This is a genomic window from Mycobacterium sp. 4D054 (genome assembly GCF_052245755.1).
Classification (GTDB): Bacteria; Actinomycetota; Actinomycetes; order Mycobacteriales; family Mycobacteriaceae; genus Mycobacterium.
This window is the reverse complement of sequence record NZ_JBQQCF010000019.1, coordinates 49679-72385: the sequence shown is the minus strand read 5'-3', so window position 1 is coordinate 72385 and position 22707 is coordinate 49679. Positions and strand designations below refer to the sequence as shown.

The 22707-nt window shown below is 68.9% G+C and carries 25 protein-coding genes and 1 pseudogene; 11 read left to right on the top strand and 15 right to left on the bottom strand.

The features are described from left to right. Nucleotides 1-3 precede the first annotated feature (3 nt). Together ACTWP6_RS15715 and ACTWP6_RS15710 are read left to right on the top strand one after the other, a co-directional pair. Nucleotides 4-81: pseudogene (locus tag ACTWP6_RS15715) on the top strand (hypothetical protein); the annotation flags it as partial. Nucleotides 82-140: 59 nt separating this feature from the next. Beyond that, nucleotides 141-1331 (top strand): NAD(P)/FAD-dependent oxidoreductase, encoded by a 1191-nt coding sequence (locus tag ACTWP6_RS15710; protein WP_443188175.1) that lies wholly within the window; start codon nucleotides 141-143, stop codon nucleotides 1329-1331. On the opposite strand, the gene ACTWP6_RS15705 is transcribed toward ACTWP6_RS15710, so the two are convergent. Further along, nucleotides 1328-2581, bottom strand: a complete 1254-nt coding sequence (locus ACTWP6_RS15705; RefSeq protein ID WP_443188174.1) for a cytochrome P450 — start codon at nucleotides 2579-2581, stop codon at nucleotides 1328-1330. The genes ACTWP6_RS15710 and ACTWP6_RS15705 overlap by 4 nt on opposite strands. Before the next feature lie 158 nt (nucleotides 2582-2739). On the opposite strand from ACTWP6_RS15705, the gene ACTWP6_RS15700 reads away from it, so the two are divergent. Next, on the top strand, nucleotides 2740-3222 hold the full coding sequence (locus ACTWP6_RS15700) for a hypothetical protein (protein WP_443188202.1): 483 nt from the start codon (nucleotides 2740-2742) through the stop codon (nucleotides 3220-3222). Here the strand turns inward: ACTWP6_RS15700 and ACTWP6_RS15695 are convergent. Further along, nucleotides 3219-5465, bottom strand: a complete 2247-nt coding sequence (locus ACTWP6_RS15695) for a molybdopterin-dependent oxidoreductase (RefSeq protein ID WP_443188173.1) — start codon at nucleotides 5463-5465, stop codon at nucleotides 3219-3221. The two genes, ACTWP6_RS15700 and ACTWP6_RS15695, sit on opposite strands and share 4 nt — an antisense overlap. Further along, entirely contained in the window at nucleotides 5462-6043 is a 582-nt protein-coding gene (locus ACTWP6_RS15690) for a TetR/AcrR family transcriptional regulator (protein ID WP_443188172.1), read from the bottom strand. Before ACTWP6_RS15690 ends, ACTWP6_RS15695 begins: the two co-directional genes overlap by 4 nt. A 220-nt stretch (nucleotides 6044-6263) precedes the next feature. Here ACTWP6_RS15690 and ACTWP6_RS15685 point away from each other — a divergent pair, with 220 nt between their 5' ends. Beyond that, nucleotides 6264-6407, top strand: a complete 144-nt coding sequence (locus tag ACTWP6_RS15685; protein ID WP_443188171.1) for a hypothetical protein — start codon at nucleotides 6264-6266, stop codon at nucleotides 6405-6407. Here ACTWP6_RS15685 and ACTWP6_RS15680 read toward each other — a convergent pair. Both ACTWP6_RS15680 and ACTWP6_RS15675 read right to left on the bottom strand, forming a co-directional pair. Then, entirely contained in the window at nucleotides 6404-7534 is a 1131-nt protein-coding gene (locus ACTWP6_RS15680; RefSeq protein ID WP_443188170.1) for a nitronate monooxygenase, read from the bottom strand. The two genes, ACTWP6_RS15685 and ACTWP6_RS15680, sit on opposite strands and share 4 nt — an antisense overlap. 54 nt (nucleotides 7535-7588) lie before the next feature. After that, nucleotides 7589-8353, bottom strand: coding sequence for an HAD family hydrolase (locus ACTWP6_RS15675; RefSeq protein WP_443188169.1), 765 nt, complete (start codon nucleotides 8351-8353; stop codon nucleotides 7589-7591). Nucleotides 8354-8560: 207 nt separating this feature from the next. On the opposite strand from ACTWP6_RS15675, the gene ACTWP6_RS15670 reads away from it, so the two are divergent. Both ACTWP6_RS15670 and ACTWP6_RS15665 read left to right on the top strand, forming a co-directional pair. Next, entirely contained in the window at nucleotides 8561-8944 is a 384-nt protein-coding gene (locus tag ACTWP6_RS15670) for an STAS domain-containing protein (RefSeq protein WP_260752829.1), read from the top strand. A gap of 45 nt (nucleotides 8945-8989) precedes the next feature. Next, complete coding sequence (locus tag ACTWP6_RS15665; protein WP_260752830.1) at nucleotides 8990-9436, top strand: ATP-binding protein; 447 nt, start codon at nucleotides 8990-8992, stop codon at nucleotides 9434-9436. On the opposite strand, the gene ACTWP6_RS15660 is transcribed toward ACTWP6_RS15665, so the two are convergent. Beyond that, nucleotides 9437-10513, bottom strand: a complete 1077-nt coding sequence (locus ACTWP6_RS15660; RefSeq protein ID WP_443188168.1) for an NAD(P)H-dependent amine dehydrogenase family protein — start codon at nucleotides 10511-10513, stop codon at nucleotides 9437-9439. It abuts the gene before it with no gap. Between the two features lie 80 nt (nucleotides 10514-10593). Between ACTWP6_RS15660 and ACTWP6_RS15655 the strand changes: the two genes are divergently transcribed. Genes ACTWP6_RS15655 through ACTWP6_RS15645 form a run of 3 tightly spaced genes read left to right on the top strand, consistent with a single transcriptional unit; the run spans nucleotide 10594 to nucleotide 12927 of the window. Continuing rightward, nucleotides 10594-11340: a glucose 1-dehydrogenase gene (locus ACTWP6_RS15655; protein WP_260752833.1), complete on the top strand. Its 747-nt coding sequence runs from the start codon at nucleotides 10594-10596 to the stop codon at nucleotides 11338-11340. 43 nt (nucleotides 11341-11383) lie between these two features. After that, nucleotides 11384-12652 carry a competence/damage-inducible protein A gene (locus ACTWP6_RS15650; protein ID WP_260752835.1) on the top strand — a complete coding sequence of 423 codons (1269 nt, stop codon included), beginning with the start codon at nucleotides 11384-11386 and terminating at the stop codon, nucleotides 12650-12652. A gap of 50 nt (nucleotides 12653-12702) precedes the next feature. Next, nucleotides 12703-12927, top strand: coding sequence for a hypothetical protein (locus ACTWP6_RS15645; protein ID WP_260752836.1), 225 nt, complete (start codon nucleotides 12703-12705; stop codon nucleotides 12925-12927). 19 nt (nucleotides 12928-12946) lie between these two features. On the opposite strand, the gene ACTWP6_RS15640 is transcribed toward ACTWP6_RS15645, so the two are convergent. The 3 genes from ACTWP6_RS15640 to ACTWP6_RS15630 all read right to left on the bottom strand — a co-directional run bounded on the left by ACTWP6_RS15640 (nucleotide 12947) and on the right by ACTWP6_RS15630 (nucleotide 14615). Continuing rightward, nucleotides 12947-13864, bottom strand: coding sequence for an alpha/beta fold hydrolase (locus tag ACTWP6_RS15640; RefSeq protein ID WP_260752839.1), 918 nt, complete (start codon nucleotides 13862-13864; stop codon nucleotides 12947-12949). A gap of 138 nt (nucleotides 13865-14002) precedes the next feature. Then, the gene (locus ACTWP6_RS15635; protein ID WP_443188167.1) at nucleotides 14003-14362 is read right to left on the bottom strand and encodes a hypothetical protein; all 360 of its coding nucleotides are present in this window, start codon (nucleotides 14360-14362) and stop codon (nucleotides 14003-14005) included. A 10-nt stretch (nucleotides 14363-14372) separates the two neighbouring features. Further along, on the bottom strand, nucleotides 14373-14615 hold the full coding sequence (locus tag ACTWP6_RS15630) for a hypothetical protein (RefSeq protein WP_443188166.1): 243 nt from the start codon (nucleotides 14613-14615) through the stop codon (nucleotides 14373-14375). Between the two features lie 88 nt (nucleotides 14616-14703). Between ACTWP6_RS15630 and ACTWP6_RS15625 the strand changes: the two genes are divergently transcribed. Then, complete coding sequence (locus ACTWP6_RS15625) at nucleotides 14704-15216, top strand: hypothetical protein (RefSeq protein ID WP_443188165.1); 513 nt, start codon at nucleotides 14704-14706, stop codon at nucleotides 15214-15216. 21 nt (nucleotides 15217-15237) lie between these two features. Here ACTWP6_RS15625 and yaaA read toward each other — a convergent pair whose 3' ends face one another. The 6 genes from yaaA to ACTWP6_RS15595 form a co-directional block, all read right to left on the bottom strand. Beyond that, a complete protein-coding gene (gene yaaA / locus ACTWP6_RS15620) occupies nucleotides 15238-15984 on the bottom strand; it encodes a peroxide stress protein YaaA (RefSeq protein WP_443188164.1) in 747 nt (248 codons plus the stop codon). A 57-nt stretch (nucleotides 15985-16041) separates the two neighbouring features. Then, nucleotides 16042-16581, bottom strand: a complete 540-nt coding sequence (locus tag ACTWP6_RS15615) for an NlpC/P60 family protein (protein WP_443188163.1) — start codon at nucleotides 16579-16581, stop codon at nucleotides 16042-16044. Between the two features lie 268 nt (nucleotides 16582-16849). After that, the gene (locus ACTWP6_RS15610; protein ID WP_443188162.1) at nucleotides 16850-17983 is read right to left on the bottom strand and encodes an alkaline phosphatase family protein; all 1134 of its coding nucleotides are present in this window, start codon (nucleotides 17981-17983) and stop codon (nucleotides 16850-16852) included. A 1-nt stretch (nucleotide 17984) separates the two neighbouring features. Further along, on the bottom strand, nucleotides 17985-18425 hold the full coding sequence (locus ACTWP6_RS15605) for a response regulator (protein ID WP_011780199.1): 441 nt from the start codon (nucleotides 18423-18425) through the stop codon (nucleotides 17985-17987). Next, the gene (locus ACTWP6_RS15600) at nucleotides 18422-20023 is read right to left on the bottom strand and encodes a sensor histidine kinase (RefSeq protein WP_443188161.1); all 1602 of its coding nucleotides are present in this window, start codon (nucleotides 20021-20023) and stop codon (nucleotides 18422-18424) included. The genes ACTWP6_RS15605 and ACTWP6_RS15600 overlap by 4 nt, the downstream gene beginning before the upstream one ends. Beyond that, on the bottom strand, nucleotides 20020-21195 hold the full coding sequence (locus tag ACTWP6_RS15595) for a PP2C family protein-serine/threonine phosphatase (protein WP_260752850.1): 1176 nt from the start codon (nucleotides 21193-21195) through the stop codon (nucleotides 20020-20022). Before ACTWP6_RS15595 ends, ACTWP6_RS15600 begins: the two co-directional genes overlap by 4 nt. A gap of 274 nt (nucleotides 21196-21469) precedes the next feature. Here ACTWP6_RS15595 and ACTWP6_RS15590 point away from each other — a divergent pair, with 274 nt between their 5' ends. Next, on the top strand, nucleotides 21470-22690 hold the full coding sequence (locus ACTWP6_RS15590) for an acyltransferase family protein (RefSeq protein WP_443188160.1): 1221 nt from the start codon (nucleotides 21470-21472) through the stop codon (nucleotides 22688-22690). The last annotated feature ends 17 nt before the right edge of the window (nucleotides 22691-22707 follow it).

Genomic DNA, 22707 nt, shown 5'->3' with positions numbered 1-22707 from the left:
ACGATGCGCATAGTCGTCGTCGGCGCGGGAACGGCCGGCCTGTTCACCGCAGTCGCACTGGCCCGTCGAGGTGGGCACGTCACCGTCGTCGAGCGCGACGCCGGCCCCGGCCGGGACGGCGGCTGGCCGCGCAGGGGGTCATGCAGTTCGACCACCCCCACACGTTCCGCGGGCCGGTGGTCGACGCGCTGCAAGCGGAGATCCCCGATGCCCTGCAGGCAATGCTGCGCGTCGGGGCCTCGGTCGAGACCGACCCGGGCGGCGCCCCGGCTGCCCTGCGCATCCGGCGGGTGACGTTCGAACGGGCACTGCGCGACGTCGCGCTGGCCGAACCCGGGCTGACGCTGCTGCCCGGTTGTCACGTCGACGGGGTGTTGCGCGACTCCGGACGAGTGGCCGCTGTCGATGCGGGGGGCCGGCGCCTGACGGCCGACCTGGTCATCGACGCGTCCGGGCGGTCGAGCCGGGTGATGCGCGCGCTGTTCGGCGCCGGGGAGGTGCGACCGTGTGGCGCGACGTACGTCAGCAGGCAGTACCGGCTGGCTGACGGCGCCGCGCCGGGCCCGGTGAACTCGCCGGTCGGTCTGTCGCTGCAACTGGCCGGATATTTCGCGGTGGTGTTCCTCCACGAGGCCGGGATCTTCTCGGTCACGATCACCCACGCCGGCACCGATGACCGGCTGCGACTTCTGCGGCACCGTCGGGTCTATGACGCCGCGGCCGAGGCGATCCCGATGCTCGCCGACTGGGTCGATCCGCGCCGCGCGCAGCCGCTGACCCCGGTGCTCGTCGGCGGCCGCGTGCACAACACCTTCCGTTCCCCACTCGGCGTGGACGGCCGTCCCGCGGTTCCCGGGCTGATCGCCGTCGGAGACTCCGTCTGTACCACGACGCCGTTGGCCGGCAGAGGCGTCACGCTGGCGTTCCGCCAGGCACAGGCTCTGGTGCGCGTGCTGGCTGCAGACGACGTCCCGGCCGCCACGGTGCAGTTCGCCCGGTGGTGCGCCGCCGAGGTGCGTCCGTGGTTCGTCGACCATGTGCACTGCGACGATGACCGGATGCGGCGGTGGGCCGGTGGCGATGTGGATCTGGGCAGGCCGCTGCCCTCGGACCTGGTGGTCGCTGCGGCCGTGGCCGACCCGGCGCTGCGGCCGGCCGTCCGCGGGTACGAGCAGATGACTGCGCTGCCGTCGAGTCTGGACGCGGTGCGGGAGGGGGCCCGCGCCGTCTACGCCTCCGGCTGGCGACCCCCGGTGGCCGAGGGTCCCGACCGACAACAACTGGCTCAGTTGTGCGTCACCGTCGGCAGCCGAACGCTGGCCACGGTCTAGTGCGCCACCGGGCAGCCGCCCGAGTAGTCGACCTGCCAGTGCTTGATCCCGTTGAGCCAACCGGACCGCAGCCGTTCGGGAGGGCCGGCCGAGGTGAGATCGGGCAAGTGGTCGGCGATCGCGTTGAACATCAGCTCGATGGTCATCCGCGCCAGGTTGGCGCCGATGCAGTAGTGCGCACCGGTGCCGCCGAAGCCGACGTGCGGGTTCGGATCGCGCAGGATGTCGAACCTGAACGGGTCGTCGAAGACCTCCTCGTCGAAGTTCGCCGACCGGTACGACATGACCACGCGCTGCCCCTTCTTGATCTGCACGCCGGACAGTTCGTAGTCCTGCAGCGCGGTGCGCTGGAACGAGGTGACCGGGGTGGCCCAGCGCACGATCTCGTCGACGGCGGTGGTGGGGCGCTCGCGTTTGAACAACTCCCACTGGTCGGGGTGCTCGGTGAACGCGATCATGCCGTGGGTGATCGAGTTGCGCGTGGTTTCGTTGCCTGCGACAGCCAGCAGCACCATGAAGAAGCCGAACTCGTCGTCGGTCAGCTTGTGTCCGTCGACGTCAGCCTCGATCAGCGTGGTGACGATGTCCTCGCCGGGATGCTCGGCCCGGGCCGCGGCCAGCTGCATCGCATACATGATCAATTCGGTTGCGGCATTGCGGTTGTCGTGATGGGCGAACTCAGGGTCGTCGTCGCTGACCATCTGATTGGACCAGTCGAAGAGCTTCTTGCGGTCTTCCAGAGGCACGCCCAGCAGACCGGCGATGGCCTGCAAGGGCAGCTCGCAGGACACCTGTTCGACGAAGTCGCCGACTCCGGCGGCCGCCGCGCCCTTGGCGATGCGCTGCGCGCGCTGGTCGAGGTCCTCGCGCAGACGTTCGACCGCACGGGGCGTGAATCCGCGCGAGATGATCTTGCGGAGGTGGGTGTGCCGTGGCGCATCCATGTTGAGCAGCACCAGACTTCCGGTCTCCACCTGCTCGCCGGTAGAACCCTCCGGGTAGCGCGGCAGGGCGGTCTTCTCCTGGCTGGAGAACACGTCGCTGCGCTTGGAGATCTCCTTGACGTCTTTGTGTTTGGTCACCACCCAGTAGCCGCCGTCGCCGAAGGGACCCGCGCCGCCGGAGGTCTGCGCGTTCCACCAGATCGGGGCGCAGCGGCGCAGTTCGGCGAGTTCCTCCACAGGCAGACGCTCGCGGTTCAGGTCGGGGTCGGTGAAGTCGAATCCGGGCGGGAGCGTGGGAGTCGCCATACATTGGCTCCTAAACGTCAATTGGCCGTACCTCATTGCTACACCACCGGTCGGTTACGGCGAGCGCAGATGAGCGAAGAAAATCCGTCCCTCCTGTAACGAATCCGCTGCGAAGGCGGATGGATCCTGTGACCATGAAGAAACCGGGAGGGTGCATCGTGAGGTTCGGTTTCCACGCAAAGACCGCGTCCATCATCGGGGCGGCAGCGGTTGCGACACTGCTCGCAGCCGCACCGTCGGCTGCCGCCGACCCGGCAGCACCACCGCCGGTTCCCGCGCCGGCGCCCGCACCCGCGCCTGCCCCGATGCCGTCACCCCCGCCGGCCGAAGCCGCGGTGGTTCCGCTCGCCGCCGCCCCCGCCGCTGAGGGCGTGCCCCACCTGGCCAGTCCGGAGAACCTGCCGCCGGGTACGTCGACCACTCCGACGCAGCAGTCGCGGCTGGGTTACCTGCGCGACCTCTGGCATGCGATGCAGACCCAGGAAGTCAGCGGGAGCAACGCGCTGCTGCTGCTGACGCAGCGTCCGTTGAGCTCGTCGGCGCCGATGGGCATGCCCTCGGGCCCGCAGCCTGCGGCGCCTCCCGCCGCGGCCCCCGCACCCGCCGCGGTACCGGTAGCGCCCGCACCGGTCGCCCCTTAGCCCGACAGCACTTTCTCCAGCCGCGCCGGCACATGCTTGTGCCACGGCGTCCCGGCGTACGTGTCACGCCAGCCGGTGGAGGTCAGCGCGTTCGGCGCGACACCCGGGGTCACCACGCCACCGACCCCGTCGGCGAAGTCGACGCCGTAGCCATTGGGTAAGGACGCATGACCGGCCAGCATCGCGTCGCTGATCTCGACGGTGCCCTCCGCGCTGCCCGCGGCGGTGGTGATCCGCACGCGGTCGCCGTCTCGCAACCCCAGTGCCGACGCGTCGGCGACGCTGATCCGCAAAGCGCCGTCGGCATCGCGCTGGCGCCAGGCCGGGTCGCGCATGATGTCGTTGGCCGTGTACGCCCGCCGTTCCCCGGCCGACAACACGATGGGGTAGTCGGGTGAGGTCAGCTCGGCCGGCGCCGCGGCCAGCGCCCGGACGTCGGCGAGCAGTTCCGGGATCTCGATCGCGATCTTGCGGTCGGCGTGGGTGATCAACGCGAAGTCGTCCTCGTAGTCGTGGACGGTGAACGTCACCCCCGACCGGCCTTCGAGAATCGCGTCGAACAGCGCGTTGCCGTCCGCGTGGCCGGCCCGCCGCACCGCGTCGGGATAGGTCATCGCGGCCTTCTGGGCCAGACCCCACAACGCGGCGGCGCCGGCCAGTCCGTCGGGCAGAGTCGGCCCGAGCGTCTCGTACAACACGAACGGCAGCACCTTGCCCAGCCCCGGGTTGGCCCCGACCGCGGCCAGGAACGCCTCGGTGAACGCCGGGCGTCCCTGTTCGGCGGCGCGGCGCAGCGGCGCCAATTCGGCATCGTCGACGACGCCCAGGGCCCGCGTCAGCCGGGCCCAGATCTCGGGTTCGGGCAGGGTGCCCGACATCGGCTCCATCAGCCGGTGCCGCAGATGGAAGGTGTTGTGCGGGAACTCGAGGTTGAAGAACGTCGCCTCCGGCTTCTCGAACTGAGTCGCCGCGGGAAGCACGTAGTGTGCCAGCCGTGCGGTCTCGGTCATCGCCACGTCGATGACCACGATCAGTTCCAGCCGCCCCAGAGCCGTTGCGACGGCGGCCGAGTCGGCGACCGAATGCGCCGGGTTACTGCTCTCGACGATCATCGCGCGGAACCGGTCCGGATGGTCGGTGACGATCTCCTCGGGAATGACGTTGCTGGGAATCAGCCCGCCGATGATCGGGGCGCCGGTTACCGGGGTGCGGCCTACCCCGCCGGGTCGGAACAATGGGGCGAACGACGAATGAAGGTGCTGCGCACCGCGTTTGGCGAAATTGCCGGTCAGGATCCACAGCATCTTGTTCAGGTACGAGCACAGGGTGCTGTTCGGTGACTGCTGGATTCCGAGGTCTTCGAACACCGCGACGCCGGCGGCTCCGGCTATCCGGCGTGCGGCCGAGCGCAGCAGTTCCTCGTCGACGCCGCAGCGCCGGGCGTAGTCGGAGACCGGCACCTCGGCGAGCACCTCGCGCACCGCGTCGCCGCCGGTGACGTGCGCGGCCAGGAAGGCTTCGTCGCACAGGTTCTCCTGCACCAGCACCGCGGCCAGCGCGGCCAGACACCACGCGTCGGTGCCGGGCCGGACCCGCAGGTGGTAATCGGCCATCTTCGCGGTTTCGGTGACCACCGGATCGATCACGATCATCGACCGAGCCGGGTCCTTGGCGATCTCGTGGAGCACCACGCGGGCCCGCGGAAAGCTCTGGGACATCCACGGGTTCTTGCCGACGAACACCGCGACCTCGGCGTGCTCGAATTCGCCGCGGGTGTGCCCGCCGTAGAACTGTGCGTCGACCCAGTGCTCCCCGGTCTTCTCCTGGGCCAGCGCGTTGGAGCGGTAGTGCGAGCCCAGTGCCTTGAGGAACGCGCCGCTGTAGGCGCCGCCCAGGTGGTTACCCTGCCCGCCGCCCCCGTAGTAGAGGATCTTGTCGCCGCCGTGCGTGTCGGCGATCGCGCGGAAGCCCGCGGCGACCTCGGAAATCGCGGTGTCCCAGTCGATCTCCTCATACGTGCCGTCCGGCCTGCGCCGCATCGGCGACGTGAGCCGGTTGCGGCTGTTCTGGTAGTGATCCAGCCGTAGCGCCTTGTTGCAGGTGTAGCCGCGCGAGGCGGGATGGCTCTTGTCGCCGCGGATGCGGACCAGCGATCGGTCCTCGACCTGAACCACGATGCCGCAGTTGCACTCGCACAGGATGCACGCGCTGGGATGCCATTCACCGTCCCGGCCGCTCGTCACTTCCGCCCACCCGTCCGCGCACCGATCACCTGGCGCAGTTGTTCCTGGACCAGAGTCAGCGGTTGCACATCGCGTGAGGCGCGCGCGACGACGAGGGCGCCCTCGAATGATGCGAGCACGAGCATGGCCAGTGCGGCGGCATTCTCCTTGTCCACACCGTCGGCGATCAGACGCTGCCTGATCACCTCGCGCCAGCGGTCGAAAGCCGCCGCGGCACGCTCGATCACCGGCGCCGACTGGTCGGGCTTGCCCGGATCACCGGCCTCCACGGCGACAGCGACAACAGGACAACCTGCCCGGAAGTCGCTGTCGCGCAGTAGTTTCCGGTAATCGTCGAAAAGCCTGTCCAGCGCTTCACGGCCCGAAGACGCCTGCGCCAGTCGGTCCGCCATGAAGTCGGCCGCGTAGTCGACCGCCTCGCAGAGCAACTGGGTGCGGCCGCCGGGAAAGTAGTGGTAGGCCGAACCGCGCGGCGCGCCGCTGTGCTCGAGCACGTCGGCGATGGCGGTCGGGTGCGCGCCGCGCTCCCGGATCAACAAAGCAGCGGAGATGATCATCCGCTCGCGGGGAGTCGTCACGACGCGGCCCCTTTCACCCGGCTATGTATGCAACTCTACATAATCTCGGGACGCCCGTATAGCCCGTCCGTAGATTCCCGGGTTGCCGTCACCGGCTCGGCCCGGGGGGCGATCAACGCCATCGACCTGAACGCCCCCTACGACGACACCAAATCGCTCAACGGCCGATCCTGGACCGGATGTCCGATGTCGGGCTGGGCTATCTCACGCTCGGCCGGCCATGGCCCACGCGGACTGGATCATCGAGCTGAGTCCAGGGGCGGGCCACGACGGTGGCCGCATCGTCTTCGCGGGCACCCCACGCGAATTGGCCGATTCGGCGTGCACTCTCACCGGCCAACACCTCGCGCCGGCGATCTGCTAAACGCTGGCGGCCTCGTTGAGCTCATTGAGCGTGTTGGTGGCCTCCAAATACTCCTGCACCCAGCGCTCGATCACCGTCGCGGTCTTCTCGACCTTGGTGAACTGACCGACGACCTGGCCGATCGGGTTGAACGCGACGTCGACGGTCTCGTTCGGGTACTTGTGCGTCGCGGCCACGGCCATCCCGGAAACCATGTACTGCAACGGCATTCCGAGCGGCTTCGGGTTGTTCGGATCCTCCCACGCCTCGGTCCAGTCGTTGCGCAGCATCCGTGCCGGTTTGCCGGTGAACGACCGGCTGCGGACGGTGTCGCGGCTGGTCGCCTTCGCGTAGGCGGCGTGCTGGACTGCAGTGTTCTCCGACTCCTCGACCATCACCCACTGCGAACCGGTCCACGCGCCCTGCGCGCCGAGCGCCAGCGCCGCGGCGATCTGCTGCCCACTGCCGATACCGCCGGCGGCGAGCACCGGAACCGGCGCCACCTCCTTCACGACCTGCGGCCACAGCACGATCGAGCCGACCTCACCGCTGTGCCCGCCGGCCTCACCGCCCTGGGCGATGATGACGTCCACCCCGGCGTCGGCATGCTTGCGGGCCTGCGACGGCGAGCCGCACAGCGCGGCGACCTTGCGGCCCTCGGCGTGGATGTGCTCGATCATGTCCTTGGGCGGCGTGCCGAGCGCGTTGGCGATCAGTGTCATCTTCGGGTGCCGCAGCGCGACCTCGACCTGAGGGGTGGCCGTGGCCTCGGTCCAACCGAGCAGCTGCAGGGCGTTGTCGTCGCTGTCGTCGGTGGGCACCCCGTGGTCGGCCAGGATCTTCTTGGCGAAGTCGAGGTGCTCCTGCGGGACGAGCGCGTTCAGCGTCGACTTCAGTTCCTCGGCGGACATGTTGGAGTCCATGCCCTCGTACTTGTTCGGGATCACGATGTCGACGCCGTAGGGGTGGTCGCCGATGTTCTCGTCGATCCAGTTGAGCTCGATCTCCAGCTGCTCGGGGGTGAAGCCCACCGCGCCCAGCACGCCGAAGCCCCCCGCCTTGCTGACCGCGACGACCACGTCACGGCAGTGGGTGAACGCGAAGATCGGGAACTCGATGCCGAGCTGATCGCACAGGGGAGTATGCATAGTTGGCTCCTGGTATGGCCATGGGGACACAAAGGGTCAAAACTGAAACGTGTTCTACTTTAGTACACCGAGTAGGCCGCCCGTGTTGCCCTTTCCCGGCGTGCTGACCCGAAGCACCGGCCAACCCCGCTCCACGGCCACCGCCGCGAGTTCCCGGCGCGGATTCACCGGCCGCGGATGGCCCACCAGCGACATCAGCGCAATGTCCTCGTTGCCATCGGCATAGAAGTAACTACGCGCCAGGTCGACCCCGCCGCTGGCGCAGAACCGCACCACCGCGGCTGCCTTCTGTCTGCCCCAGATCACCGGCCGGGCGATGCGGCCGGTGAGCCGGGCGTGCTCGTCGAGCTCGAAGTGGTTGCACAGCACGTGATCGATCTCCAGATAGCGGGCGACCGGTTCGGCGTGGATGGTCAACGCCGACGAGCTGAGCACCACCGTGTGGCCGCGGCGCTGATGGGCCAGCACGATCTCGTGCATCACCGGGAAGACCCGGGACCTGACCCGCTCGGTGAACAGCCGCTCACCCACGACGTCGAGGTCGGCCAGCGATTCATCCCGCAGGTACCCGGCGGCGCGCTCCAGGAGTTTCCCGAAGTTGACCCGACCGATCTTGTAGCGCATCGCGGCCTCGATGACTCCGGTGACCTCGCCGATGCGGGCCTGGCGGCGCCGGATCCGGTCGCCCGCGTGCGCCGTGGCGGTGAACCCGTCGACGAGTGTGCCGTCGAGATCGAAGAACGCCCCGACCTGCGGCCCGGGCGCGGAAGCGGCGATGTCGGCGACCGGGTCCCCCGGAGTCGCGGCGTCGGCGGTCACATTCCGCTCCTCATATCACGGGGTCGCACGGGTGCTGACAAGCCATGCTACGGGCGGCGCCCAAACTCCTGGTTTAATCTGTGGCCTGGTCGCTGCAGCAGCCGACCACGGTACTTTGGTCTTGCCGGGTTCAGGATGCAGCCTGCGTGAGAAGCACTGATGTGCCCTCGCAGTATGCGAAGAGCGGCCTGACATGGAAGGTGAACCTTGGACGAACAAGCAGCCGAAGGCACGGGCGCCGCAGGAGCGTCGAACTGTGTCGTCACTGAACACTGGGTCGATCGAACGGCCGTCGTCGGTGTGTCCGGGGTCGTCGACATGCTCACATCGCCCCAGTTGGAGACGGCGATCGACTCCGCGCTCAAGCAGCAGCCCGCCGCGGTGGTGATCGATTTCACCGAGGTCGAGTTCCTGGCCTCCGCCGGCATGGGCGTGCTCGTGGCCGCACACGACAAGGCCGGCTCCGATGTGACGATCAGCGTGGTCGCGGACGGTCCGGCGACGAGCCGGCCGCTCAAGTTGGTCGGCATCGCCGACATCGTCGCGCTCTACCCGAACCTCGACGAAGCCCTCGCCGCGCGCGACACGTAGGAAGCCCGCTTAAGAAGAAGCTTTGTGGGGTAGCCACCGACTGCCATGATCGATTCCATGCCTCCGGCGCAGGTAGCCAATGCCGAACGTTTCGAGCGGTTCGGCCTCGATGCTGATGCTGGCGCGGTTGCGCGGGTGCGCCAGGAGTTCTCCGAATGGTTGCGCCAGTTCTTCGCGCTCGATGACGTCCGCACCAGCGACGTGGTGCTCGCGATCAACGAAGCGCTGGCCAACGCCGCGGAGTTCGCCTACGTCCAGGCCGAGCAGCCCGGCACCATCGACATCCGCGCAAGCCACGATCCGCAGGCACAGACGCTGATGGTGTGCATCGAAGACCGCGGCATCTGGCGGAAGCGCCAGACCGAGCCCGCACCCCGCACCCGCGGCCGGGGCATCCCGCTGATGGAGACGCTGTCCGACTGCGCAACGATCGAGCCGTCGGCCGGCGGCACCACCGTCCGGCTCGAGTGGCGCGACGTCAGCCGGAGCTGATCAGGACGCCCGGTAGGTGCCCTTGCCGGTGACCAGCGGAAGGTCCAGCGTGCTGTGGATTCCCGGCTCGGCGGCGACGACGTCCGGGATCGCGTTGACGATCCGGCCGGCCGCCGCGAGGATCGCTGCGTAGTTGTGGTCGCCGTTGCGGCTCGTCGGGCAGATGTCCATCACATAGGACGGTTCGCCGGTGATCTCGACCCGGTACGAGCCTCCGTCCTGGGCGGGTTGCGCCCAGTCGGGACGCAGATCCCCGCGCAGCCGGGTGATGTGTTCGACGACCACCGCCGATCGCCCCTCGACCTTGCCTTCGATCAGGAACCGCACGGCGGCCACGGTGCCCTTCTTGATGGTGCCGACCGCGACGTCGAAGTCCTCCGGCGCCGGTTCCTGCTCGACCGAGTCGGTGATCTCGTCGACCTCGATACCCAGTCCGGCGGCCAGCTGACGGATGCCCACGCCCCACGCCAGGCTCAGCATGCCGGGCTGGTACAGGAAAGGCAGGTCGCCGATCTCGTTCCCGAAACCCATCACGTCGAACATCACCGTCGCGCCGTCGTAGGTGGCGTAGTCGGCGATCTCCATCGTCCGGATCTGTTCGATTCTCTGGCAGGTGCCTGCCAGCGCCAGCGGCAGCAGGTCGGTGACGAAGCCGGGGTCGACGCCGGTGATGAAGACGCTCGCATTGCCTTGGCGCGCAGAGGCTTCCACCCGTTCGATGGAGTGGTCGGGAATCACGCCCCACGGGTACTCCAGTACGCCGGGAGCGGAGCCTACGACGTTGATGCCCGCCTCGAGGAGGCGGCGGACGTCGGCGAGGGCCTCGCGGGTGCGGATGTCAGCCATCGCGCAGTACACGACGCAGTCCGGTGCGGCCGCGATGATCTCGTCGAGGTCGTTGACCGCGGACACACCGGTGGTGACGTCCAGCCGGGCCAGCTCGCCGGCGTCCTTGCCCACCTTGGCCTCCGAGGACACCCAGACCCCGGTCAGCTCGAACCGCGCATCCTCGATGAGCTGACGCAGGGCCAGGCTGCCGCAGTTGCCGGTTCCGATGAGCCCCACACGAATTGCCATGCGCAGCAGTATGCGGGCTCCGATGGAAAATTGGAACAGGTTCTAATTCATCTCCGCGGCGTGCGGTACCCTGACGCCCCATGGGACGCGTGGACGGAAAAGTGGCACTGATCAGTGGCGGCGCTCAGGGAATGGGCGCCGCCGACGCACGGGCGCTGATCGCCGAGGGTGCCAAGGTGGTGATCGGGGACATCCTCGACGAGAAGGGGCAGGCGCTGGCCGACGAGATCAACGCCGAGACACCGGATTCGATTCGCTACGTCCATCTCGATGTGACCCAGGCCGACCAGTGGGAGGCAGCGGTCGCCACCGCCGTCAACGACTTCGGCAAGCTCAACGTGCTCGTCAACAACGCCGGCACGGTCGCACTGGGGCAGATCGGCCAGTTCGACATGGCCAAGTGGCAGAAGGTCATCGACGTGAACCTGACCGGGACGTTCCTGGGGATGCAGGCGTCGGTGGAGGCGATGAAGGCCGCCGGCGGCGGGTCGATCATCAACATCTCCTCGATCGAGGGCCTGCGCGGGGCGGTGATGGTGCATCCCTACGTCGCGTCGAAGTGGGCGGTGCGCGGTCTGACGAAGTCTGCGGCCCTGGAGCTCGGCGCGCACAACATCCGCGTCAACTCGGTGCATCCCGGGTTCATCCGCACCCCGATGACCAAGCATTTCCCGGACAACATGCTGCGCATCCCGCTGGGCAGGCCCGGCCAGCCCGAAGAGGTCGCGACGTTCGTGGTGTTCCTGGCCAGCGACGAGTCGCGGTACTCGACCGGCGCCGAGTACGTCATGGACGGCGGCCTGACCAACGACGTCCCGCACAAGTAGCACGCCGCAGGCCCACACCCGGGCCTGCGTAAGGTCGTCTCTCGTGAGCGCACGCGCCGGCATTGTGGTGACGGGGACCGAGGTCCTCACCGGACGAGTACAGGACCGCAACGGTCCCTGGCTGGCCGACCGGCTGCTCGAACTCGGTGTCGAGCTGGGCCACATCACGCTGTGCGGCGACCGTCCCCCCGACATCGAAGCCCAGCTGAATTTCCTTGCCTCCCAAGGGGTGGACCTCATCATCACGAGCGGAGGCCTCGGGCCGACCGCCGACGACATGACGGTCGAGGTCGTGTCCCGGTTCTGCGGTCGCGAGCTCGTGCTCGACGCCGGGCTGGAAGCCACGATCGGCGACATCGTGACGGGCATGATGGCACGCTTTCCCGGCGTCGACGCCGAGGCGGTGCTGGAGGCCAACCGCAAGCAGGCCCTCGTCCCGGCCGGCGCCGTGATCCTGGACCCGGTGGGCACCGCGCCGGGGGTCGTCGTACCCGGCACGCCGACGATCGTGGTCCTGCCCGGCCCGCCCCGCGAACTGCAGCCGATGTGGCAGGCGGCCGTGGCCACCGAGGCCGTGCAGGCCGCGATCGCCGGCCGCACCCGGTATCGGCAGCAGACGATCCGGATGTTCGGCCTGCCCGAGTCCGGGCTGGCCGACACGCTGCGCGACGCCGAGAAGACGGTCGCCGGATTCGACCGGCTGGAGATCACGACCTGCCTGCGGCGCGGCGAGCTGGAGATCGTGACCCGCTACGAACCCCGGGACGCGACGGCCTATGCCGACCTGGTCGCGGTGCTGCGCGACCGGCACGCCCGTGAGATCTTCTCCACCGACGGCGCTTTCGTCGACGACCAGGTTGCCGCGCTGCTCGCCGGGCGCAGCATCGCCACCGCCGAATCCTGCACGGCCGGCCTGCTGGCAGCCCGACTGACCGAACGTGCCGGCTCCTCGGCGTACGTCGCAGGCGGGGTGGTGGCGTACTCGAACGCGGCCAAGACCGAACTGCTCGGGGTCGCCGCGACGCTGATCGAGCAGCACGGCGCGGTGTCCGAACCGGTCGCCGAGGCGATGGCCGCCGGTGCACTGCGCCGGTTCGGGGCCGACACCGCCGTGGCGATCACCGGTATCGCCGGACCGGGTGGCGGCAGCGAGACCAAACCCGTCGGCACCGTGTGCTTCTCGGTGGCGCTGGCCGACGGCGCGACGTTGACCAGGACCACCCGGCTGCCCGGAAACCGCTCCGATGTCCGGGAGCGCTCCACAACCGTGGCGATGCATCTGCTCCGAAGGGCACTCACCGGCGAACGCTAGGGTGGTCGACAGCATGGACGACCCGCCCGAGACAGTTGGAGAACTCACCGATGGTTGACACCGACGAGCGGCAGGAGGTCTCGGCGCTCGCCGAGCAGGCCGGCTGGAATCACCGCGTAGCCGATCGCAGCGACTACTTCGACAAGGGCGTGGTGCGGATCCACGTGGTCTGGCAGGGCGACGCCACGATCAGCGGCGGCACGCTCTACCACGACGACTTCATGCAGACCTACAGCAAGGATCTGCCGACCGTGCGGGGCTGGCTCAAGCGCTGAGCCGCGGCCGGCACCGAAGCTACGCCTTATCGGCGCTGTCCCAGAGGTCGCTCATCGCCCGCATGATCGTCTCGGCCTCGCCCAGCCCGCCGAGATGACTCTCGCCGGGCAACGGGTAGAACTCGGCGTCGGGCAGCAGTGACACGACGTGCTTGCCGTGGGCGAACGGCACGATGTGGTCGCAGTCGCCATGCCACCAGCGCACCGGCACCTTGACCTCGTCGAGCCGGAAGCCCCAGTCGCGCGCGAACACCACGACGTCGGCGAATGGCGCGGCCAGCTGGCGTCGGCTTCCGTTGAGCAGATCGTCGAGGAACATTGCCTTGAACTCGGGGCGAACCAGCAGCCGGCGGTCGCCTTCGGGCGAGATGCTGGCGTACAGGTACAGCGCCGGTTCGGCGACCGGTTTGATCAACCGGATCAGGCCCGTGGCGACGATGCTGAGCGGGGCGCCGAGGTGTTCGAGCACCGGCGCCACGGGCAGACCGACATTGCCCATGATGCCGCCGCCGATGGCGTCGGACCCCTGCGTCGGGGCCACCCCGCCGAGCACACCCACCGCGACCACCCGGTCCGGCATCGCGGCGGCGCAGCCCAGCGTATAGGGGCCGCCGCCGGACAATCCGATGATCTCCATTTTGTCGATGCCCAGCGTGTCTGCGACGGTACGCAGGTCGTCGGCGAAGTCGATGACCCGGTGATATTCGTACGGGGTGGACGACCCGATGCCGGGGCGGTCGACGCCGATCAACCGGATGCCGTGGCGTTCGGCGAACACCCGCGCCTCGACCGGGATCTGCCGGCGGGCGCCGGGAGTGCCGTGCAGCCAGAAGATCGCCCGGCCCTGCGGGTCGCCGAACTCGGCGAATCCGAGCTGGCGATCCGAACCGACGAGGACCTTGCCTTCGAGTTTGGGGCGAGCGATGTCGACAGCCATGCGCGAAAGTGTCGCACGCCTCAGTCAGCCGACTGATCGGCTCTGGCGAACAGGTATGACCCGACTGTGGTGGGTCTGTCCTCGGCGCCTTTGTCGTTCCCGGATGTCTCGCAGCGTCCGCGTCCTCTCTGTCACGGGTCAGCCCACTGCCGAGGAGTAGCCGACGACGCCCAGGCCGACCGCCAGCACGCACAGCACGAACGTCCCGACGGCGAACGGCCAGGCGGTCTTGCGGCGCACCAGCGCCACCAGGGTCGCCACGAGTCCGGTCACACCAACGGCGGCGGCGGCCAACAGAGAGGTGAAGACGGCGTTCACCGCACCGTCGATGCTGCAGGCCGGCGGTGGGCAGTGGTCGAGGAAGGCCAGTGAGAACAGGCCGAAGAACGCGGCGACGGCGCCGAAGAGCACCGTGAGAACCAGCAGCACGATCGAGATCGCGATGTCGGCGCCCGATCTCCGCGCAGCGGCGGGCACCGGGTATCCGGGGTATCCCATCGCGTCAGTATCACCGGGACGACGACGGCGCGGCGGAATTCGCGGCGAGGTCGCGAGGACGACTGACCATCGAGTCGGTGATGGCAAGCGCGATCAGCACGTCGGCGGCGGTGATGAGCAAACCCCACCAGTACATCCAGCGCACGGTGGGATCAGGCTGGAGCACGAAATACACGACGAGAAAGATGGGCCCGACGATCCCGAAGACCAGGGTCATTCCCTGGATCCGCGCGTAGAGCCACAATGTCGACATCGGGGCGAAGTCTCCCGTGTCGGCATTCGGACGTCAACGGTTGGGCCGAGGTGGTCCGCTCCCGCGGGTGGGGTGAGAGAATCCACGGATGCGCCGTCTGGACAGAATCTCCCTCACCGTCGCCGCCGTCGTCGCCGCCTCCGGGTTGGGTGTGATTCCGGGCGGGTCCGGAACCGCCGGGGCCCGGCCGGACATGTCGGCGGGCACCATCACGGCGCCGTTCAGTCAGACGTGGCGGCGGTGCGACTTCAGCAAGTTCGCCTACACCGGGCCCACCTCCTACGGTCGGCTCGTCGGCCAGTTCCGGACCGAGGGCGGCACTGTGGTGGCCGACCTGCAGATGGCGACCGGTGCGCCGAACGCTCAGTACGAGGTCCGAGTGGTGCAAATGCCGCGAGCCTCCGCGGAAGGCTGCGGTGCCGGTGACCCGGGGGTGATCGCCGCGACGCTGTTCACCGACGCCGCAGGAGGGGGAGCGGTCAGCGTGCGCGGGCCGATCGCGTCCGGCGCCACCGGGGTGTGGGCTTCGGTGAGCCGGCCGAGCCCGATGTCGCAGACCCCCGCGGAGTTCTATACCACCGACTTCGTGATCTCGATCTAACCTCTGCCGCAACGACTCTCGTCAGGCGGGCACCACGACCGTCAGATGGTCGCCGTGACGCTCGACACGCATGTCGGCCCGTCGGGCCACCGCGGCGACGGCCGCGGCATCGGCAGGCTCGGAACGGGTGCTCGCCAATACGCGGGCCAGCCGTCCCTTGTGTGCCTTGTTGAAGTGGCTGACGGTCGTGCGCCGGCCGTCGTCGTGTTCGGCCACCACGTCCACTGATACGGCGTGGGGCAGCTTGCCCAGCGCGGCGTAGGACCCCGACCGCAGGTCGACGACCAACTCATTTGCGGCGATCTCGGCGAGCACGGGTTCGAGCACCGGTTTCCAGCGGGCCGCCAGCGTCGGGCGTCCCGGTAGCTTCGAACCGGCCGACAGCCGGTAGGCCGGGATGTGGTCTCCGGCCCGCAGCAGCCCGAACAACGCAGATCCGACGGCCAGCCTCGCCTCGGCGCGGGCTGCGGCCGCCCCCTTCAGCGATTCGGCATCCAGTGCGTCGTAGAGCACGCCGGTGTATCGCCGGATGGCCGGCAGCGTCGGCGCGGTCCGCAGCGCGGCGTTGCGGTCGATCTCGCCGTCCTGGGACGGCGAGATCGAGAGGGCCTTGCGGCTGGCAGGCCGATCGGCGGCCAGGTCGACCAGTTCGTCGACGAGCTCGGCGCGGAGGCCACGCAGCTCTGGTGAGCTCATCGACTCCAGCGACAGCGGCGGTCCGTCCCCGCCGGAACGCTTGGTCTCCGAAGGCGGCAGCAGCACGATCACCGCACAGAGGCTAGTGCCCGTGCCGTCGGTCCCGGCTCAGGGTGTCGGTGCGCTGACTCACGGTGCCGGCGGCGCCGCGATCTCCTGGCCGGCCAGCATCACCGGTTGCGCCGGCGGGGGCGGGGGCGGCACGGCGCCCGGCGGGGCCATCGGCGGGGGCGGCACGGCGGCCGGCGGCGGGGCCATCGGCGGGGCGAGCATCGGGTCCGGAACCGGCGGCACCTCGGCCGGCATCGGCAGGAACATGTGATTGGTGAACTGGTCCTGGTAGGCGCCGCCGCCGCCGACCTTCACGCCGCCGCCCTCGCCCGAGGACACCGGCGTGCCGTCGGGCAGCGTCACCGCGGTGTGCCCACCATTCCAACCCACCACCAGCGCGCCGGGCTGGCTGCCGTACTGGAAGCCGCGGGCCAGCAGAGCGCTCTCGATGTTGCCGGTGTGGAACCTGTCTCCATAGACCGGCCTGCCGGTCGCGGCATTGGTCACCCAGGACACCAGGCCCGAACAGTCGGTGCCCGCGGGGGAGTCCCCGCCGGACACGTACGGCGTGCCCGACACCTGGCTGACAAGCGTCAAGAGTGTTGCGATGGCAAACATGCGGACGCACGTTAACAGAGGGTCTCTAATACACCCAAAATCTGTGACGGCAGGCACAATACACGTTCAATCGGCCCACATCTCACGAAAAACGTTGTGCAGCGCCCGTATTCGCAGGACATCTCGGTAGCACTTTTCGGTTCTCAATCCCATTGCAGTTCAGGGCATTACGCGAATTTCCAGGGAATGCGAGAGCACTCGCGCATTCTCCGGCGCGGATGGTGTGCGGGTTTGCTGCAGGATGGACCGCGAGGTGCTGTGCGGCCGCTCAGCGATGCGCCAGCAACAGCGGGATCCGCTGCTCGGCGTCCGTCAGCGACCCATGCTGTCCCACCAGCGACGACTCTAGGGGTTCGGCACTGCGGCGCAGCAGACCCGAGCAGCCCCGGGCGGCGGCCACCACGTCACCGATCCGCGGTCGGACCTCATCGGTGACGCGTTCGCCGAACCAGCCCGCCGCCACCGCCTCGTCGCGGGTGACGACCCACGCCCTGTCACCGAGAGCGGTGCGCCAGGTCGCCAGCACCTCGTCGGTGGCACCGGGCCGGGTATAGATGTGGCGGGCCCGCACCTCGCCGCCGAGCGCGTCCACCCCGTCGGAGAGTTCGGAGACTGCGTCGAGATCCACTGCGCTGTCGTCGAGCTCGACCATGCCGTGGTCGGCCACCACCGCGAGCAGACCCCCGACGGGCAGATTCTCGACGATCGATTCGACCATGGTGTCCACCTGCCGCAACTGCAGGCGCCACGCCGGCGAACCGGGCCCGTGCAGATGTCCGACCAGGTCGAGGTCGGCGTGGTACCCGTAGCAGAAGCCCCGACCGGTGATCACCGCACCGATGGTGTCCGCCAGGTCGCCCATCGCGTGCACACCTCGGTAGGTGCCACCACGCAGCACCGCGCGGGTCAGTCCCGAACCGGCGAACTGGGCGCCCGAGATCACCGAGACCGCAGCACCGGCCGATGAGGCCCGTTCGAACACCGTGGCCTGCGGTTGCACGGCCTCCGGAACGGCCTTCTCACGCAGGTCACCGCCCCAGGGATGCGGCCGCCATCGCAGCGCGTTGATCACCCCGATGTCGGGCAGACGGAAGGACATCCCTACCATGCCGTGCTGCCCGGAGCGGCACCCGGTCCCCACCGCGGCCAGCCCGGCCGCGGTGGTCGAGGGGAAACCGACCTGCAGGGTGGCACCGCGCAGTCCGGCGAGCACCGGTGCGTCGGCAGCGTAGGTATCGAGCAGTTCGGCGCCCAGCCCGTCGATCAGCAGCACACACGCGCCGGCCACATCGTAGGGCAGCGGGATACGCGGTTCGAACCCCGTCACGCCCATCGCCGCCAGCACCGAGGGCGCGACGTCGGCCAGGTGCGGTAGCGCCGGATCCGGACGGGGCAGCTCCACGTCAGAACTGTGGAAGCCGGACCACCTGCACGAAGAACTCGTCGATCTGGCGTACCGCGTTCATGAACTGGTCCAGGTCGACCGGCTTGGTGACGTAGGCGTTGGCGTGCAGCTTGTAGCTGCGCAAAATGTCCTCTTCGGCCGACGAGGTGGTCAGCACCACCACCGGGATGTGGCTCAGGTCAGGGTCGGACTTGATCTGCTCGAGCAGCTGGCGACCGTCGTACTTCGGCAGGTTCAGGTCTAGCAGGACCAGGTCCGGACGAGGCGCATCGGTGTAGGCGCCGCGCCGGTACAGAAAGTCCAGGCCTTCCTCGCCGTCGTGGGCGACGTGCAAGGTGTTCTTGATCTTGTTGTGCTCGAACGCTTCCCGCGTGATCAGCTCGTCCCCGGGGTCGTCCTCGATGAGCAGGACGTCGATGGCGCGTTCAGCCGGAGTCATGTGGTCGATCCTTCCAGGAGTCTGGGTGCCGTGTCATCCGCGGTGATCGGCAACGTGAAATGGAACCGGGTGCCACCGGTGTGCGCCGTGTCGATCCAGATGGCGCCGCCGTGGTGTTCGACGATCTTCTTGCACAGGGCCAGCCCGATGCCCGTGCCGGTGTACGCGTCGCGGCCGTGCAGGCGCTGGAAGATCACGAATACCTTGTCGGCGAACTCGGGCGCGATGCCGATGCCGTTGTCGGTCACGGTGAACGACCAGTTGTCCGCCTGGTTCCCGTCGCCGTCGGCGACCTCCCGGACCACGTCGATGACGACGCGCGGGGCCACCCCCTCGCGGCGGAACTTCACCGCGTTGCCGACCAGGTTCTGCCACAGCATGGTCAGCAGCGTGGGGTCGCCCTTGACCGTCGGCAGCCCGCCCGCCGGCCGCTGGATGACCGCTCCGGACTCCTCGACCGCGGTGGACAGGTTGCCCAGCGCGGTGTCGAGCACGGTGCCGAGGTCGACGTCGGCTTCGGTGGCGTTGAGCCGTCCCACCCGCGAGAAGGTCAGCAGATCGTTGATGAGGACCTGCATGCGTTTGGCGCCGTCAACCGCGAACCCGATGTACTCGACACCGCGTTCGTCGAGCTTGTCGCCGTAGCGCTTCTCCAGCAGCTGGCAGAACGAGGCGACCTTGCGCAACGGCTCCTGCAGGTCGTGGGAGGCCACATAGGCGAACTGTTCCAGCTCGGCGTTGGACCGGCGCAACTCCTCGGCGTGGATGTCGAGGGTCTCGTTGGCCTCGCGCGACGCCTCGAGTTCGGCGACGATCCGTTGGCGCATGTGCTCGACATCAAGACTGATAAGCCGGATGTCGCGCGGCCCCTGCGCGACGATCCGCTCACCGAAGTTACCCTCGGCGATGCGCCGGCACGCGGCGGCCAGCCGGGACAGCGGCCGCACCAGCGCGACGCGCAGCAGCACCGCCAGCGCCACGATGGTCACCACGAATGTCACCGCTATCGCCAGCAGCACCGCGTTGCGCAGGGTCCGCACCCGCTCGAGCTCGGCGACACCGTCGGTGCGGGCCTGTGCCAGGTGCTCGTTCTGCGTGGCGAAAAGCGCGCGCAGCGTGTCGAAATCGTTCTTGCCGATCTCGGTCAGGGCGGGGTTGACCGGGCCGGGGGCGCCCGGGCGAACCTCGGCGATCACCGGCTCGGCGTACTCGACGCGCCACGCGCCAGAGGCCTGCTCGATCGCGTCGAGATCGTCGAGCAGGTCGGGACGATCCTGCTCGAGTTGGCGGATGTCGGCCGCGGCCTGTTGTTCGAGGGCGCGGCCCTCGTCGTAGGGCACCAGAAACTGACGGTCCGCGGTGATCAGGTAGCCGCGCACCGCGGTCTCCTGGTCGCGCAGCGCGGCCTGCAGCTGGTAGGCGGCCACCCGCGCCGGCTGGATCTGGTTGATGACCTGACCGGACAGGTGATCGGTGCGGTTGAGCAGCACCGCCACCGTCACACCGCCGAGCAGCACCACCAGGCCCATCACCGACAGCACCAGGTACTGCCAGCCCTGCACCGTGAGGGCGCGCACGCCGCGCTGGTCGGGGCTCATGCGCGTGCCGTCCGTTCCACCCGCACCACCGCGATGTCGTCGGCGATCCCGCCGTGCGACGCCGCCCGCTCCTCGACGGCGTCGATGAGCGCGTCGACGAATGCGCGTCCGGGTAGCGCGGCCAGCGAGCGCGCCAACTCGAGCAGGCCGTGTTCACCGAGACGCTCGTTGCCACGGCCGATGTGTCCCTCGAACAGGCCGTCGGTCAGCAACACCAGCCCCTTGCCCGGCGGCAACTCGATCTGCTGGGGCTCCCAGTCGCGTCCGTGCAGGCCCAGCGCCGGGCCGCCCGGCGGTTCGACCCAGTCGACGGTGCCCTGGCCGTGCAACAGCATGCCCGGATGGCCGGCCCGCACCGCGGTGATCATCGGACCCTCCGGCGGGATCGCGAGGCTGAGCACCGTCGCGAAGATGCCGCGACCAGCGCGCTCGGCGCGCAGGATCCGCTCCAGCTGTTTCATCCGGTCCGCGCCGCGCAGCCCGGCGAAGGTCAGCGCCCGCCACGCGATGCGCAGCGCCACCCCGAGCGCGGCCTCATCGGCGCCGTGACCGGCCACGTCGCCGATCATCACGTGCACCGTGCGGTCCGGCGTCTGCACGAAATCGTAGAAGTCGCCGCCGAGCAGCGCGTTCTCCCGGCTGGGCCGATACTGGGTGACGATCTCGACGCCTGGATCGTCGAGCAGCAGCGGCGAGGGCAGCAACCCGCGTTCGAGCCGGGCGTTTTCGCGGGCCCGCAGCTGGCTGGCGTGCAGGTCGACCGCGGTGAGCTCGGCCCGCTTGCGTTCGATCGCGTACAGCACCGCGCGGCGCAGCACCTCGGGATCGACCCGGTCCTTGACCAGATAGTCCTGCGCGCCCGCCGAAACCGCCGACACGCCGACGTGTTCGTCGTTGAGTCCGGTGAGCACGACGATCGGGATGGCCGGGTCGTGTTTGGCGATGCGGTTGACCCCGTCGATCCCGTGGGTGTCGTGCAGGTGCAGGTCCAGCAGGATGCAGTCGGGCCGGGCGATCGAGATCTCCTGCTCGGCCCGCGCCATCGATTCGGCCCAGACCACGCAGATGTCGGCCCCGGCGTCGGCGATCAACTCTTCGACCAGGATCGCGTCTGCGCGATCGTCCTCCACGAGGAGCAGCGACAGCGTGTCGCCGTTACTCGGGGCGAGCATGTGAACCGACACCCCCGTTGACCCGCGCCGCACGGACGCGGGGATCTGTTTGATTGACAATTTCTGGAGAATACCCGGGCGCGTCCCACGCGAAGGACAAGGCGTGCCGCGGCGTTGCGTCCCCTGTGCGCGGGACGGTCGCTGGTAACCTGCGACCGGTCGCCGGTATGAGATCACGGGGTGGGCGGCCCTGCCGCGTTCGCCGTCTCCCGAGTCACGGCCGGGACCGTCACCGACGACGCTGACCGCGAAAAGCTGCCTGGAATCTTACGAAATGAGTCGTGTGCGCACCGGAGAGATCAGAGCCTTGTCCGGCTTGCGCATCGTCGCCGCGCTCTGGGTGGTGCTGTTCCATTTCCGGCCGATGCTCGCCGAGGCGGCGCCCGGCGCCACCACCGCGCTGGCGCCGATCCTGAACGCGGGCGCCCAGGGCGTCGACCTGTTCTTCATCCTCAGCGGGTTCGTGCTGACGTGGAACTACCTGGATCGCATGGGGGAGAGTTGGTCGACACGGTCGACCCTGCGGTTCCTGTGGCTGCGGCTGGCCCGGGTGTGGCCGGTGTATCTGGTGACGATGCACCTGGCCGCCGCGTTCGCGGTCTTCACGCTCTACGTCGGCGGATACCCGCTGCCGCCGCCGGTGATCGAGTCGCTGAACGCGTTGAGCTGGCTCAAACAGGTGCTGCTGACCCAGCTGTGGTTCCAGCCGTATTTCGACGGGTCGAGCTGGAACGGGCCCGCCTGGTCGATCAGCGCGGAATGGTTGGCCTACCTGTTGTTCGGCGGACTGGTGCTGGTCATCTTCCGGATCGCGGCCGCGTCGCGGGCCCGCGGGCTGATCTGGCTGGCCGTGGCCGCCGCGATGGCGCCGACCCTGCTGCTGCTGGCGCACGGGGTGTTCTACACGCCGTGGAGCTGGCTGCCACGCATCGTCATGCAGTTCACCGCCGGGGCGCTGGCGTGCGCGGCCGTGCGCAAACTCGTACTCACCGACCGGATGCGCCGGACCGCGGGCGTGGCATCGCTGCTGCTGGGCGCCGCGATCGTCGGCGGGTTGTACCTGCTGGACGCGAACCCGCCCGGCGACATGCTCGACGGCGGCGCCCTGGTGGACGTGCTGTTCGTGCCGCTGGTGATCGCATTGTCGATCGGCGCGGGCACGCTGCCGGCCCTGCTGTCCACCCGGGTGATGGTCTACCTCGGGCACATCTCGTTCGGCCTCTACATGATTCACGAGATCGTGCACACGGTGTGGAACTGGACTGTCCTGCAATTCGACATCCATCTCGTCCCGAGCTGGTGGGCCAAACTCGTCGTCGTCGGGCTCATCCTGGTGTCGGGTGTCGCGTCGGCCATGCTCTACCACCTGGTCGAGGAACCGGCCCGGCGGTGGATGCGCCGCATGGTCGAAGCGAAGGAGCCGCGTTCCGCGCAACCGGCTGAGCGCACCGAGCCGGCAGCGGGACGGCTGCAATCAGTCGCGCGGGCCGGATAGCGGTGCCCCCGACGGCG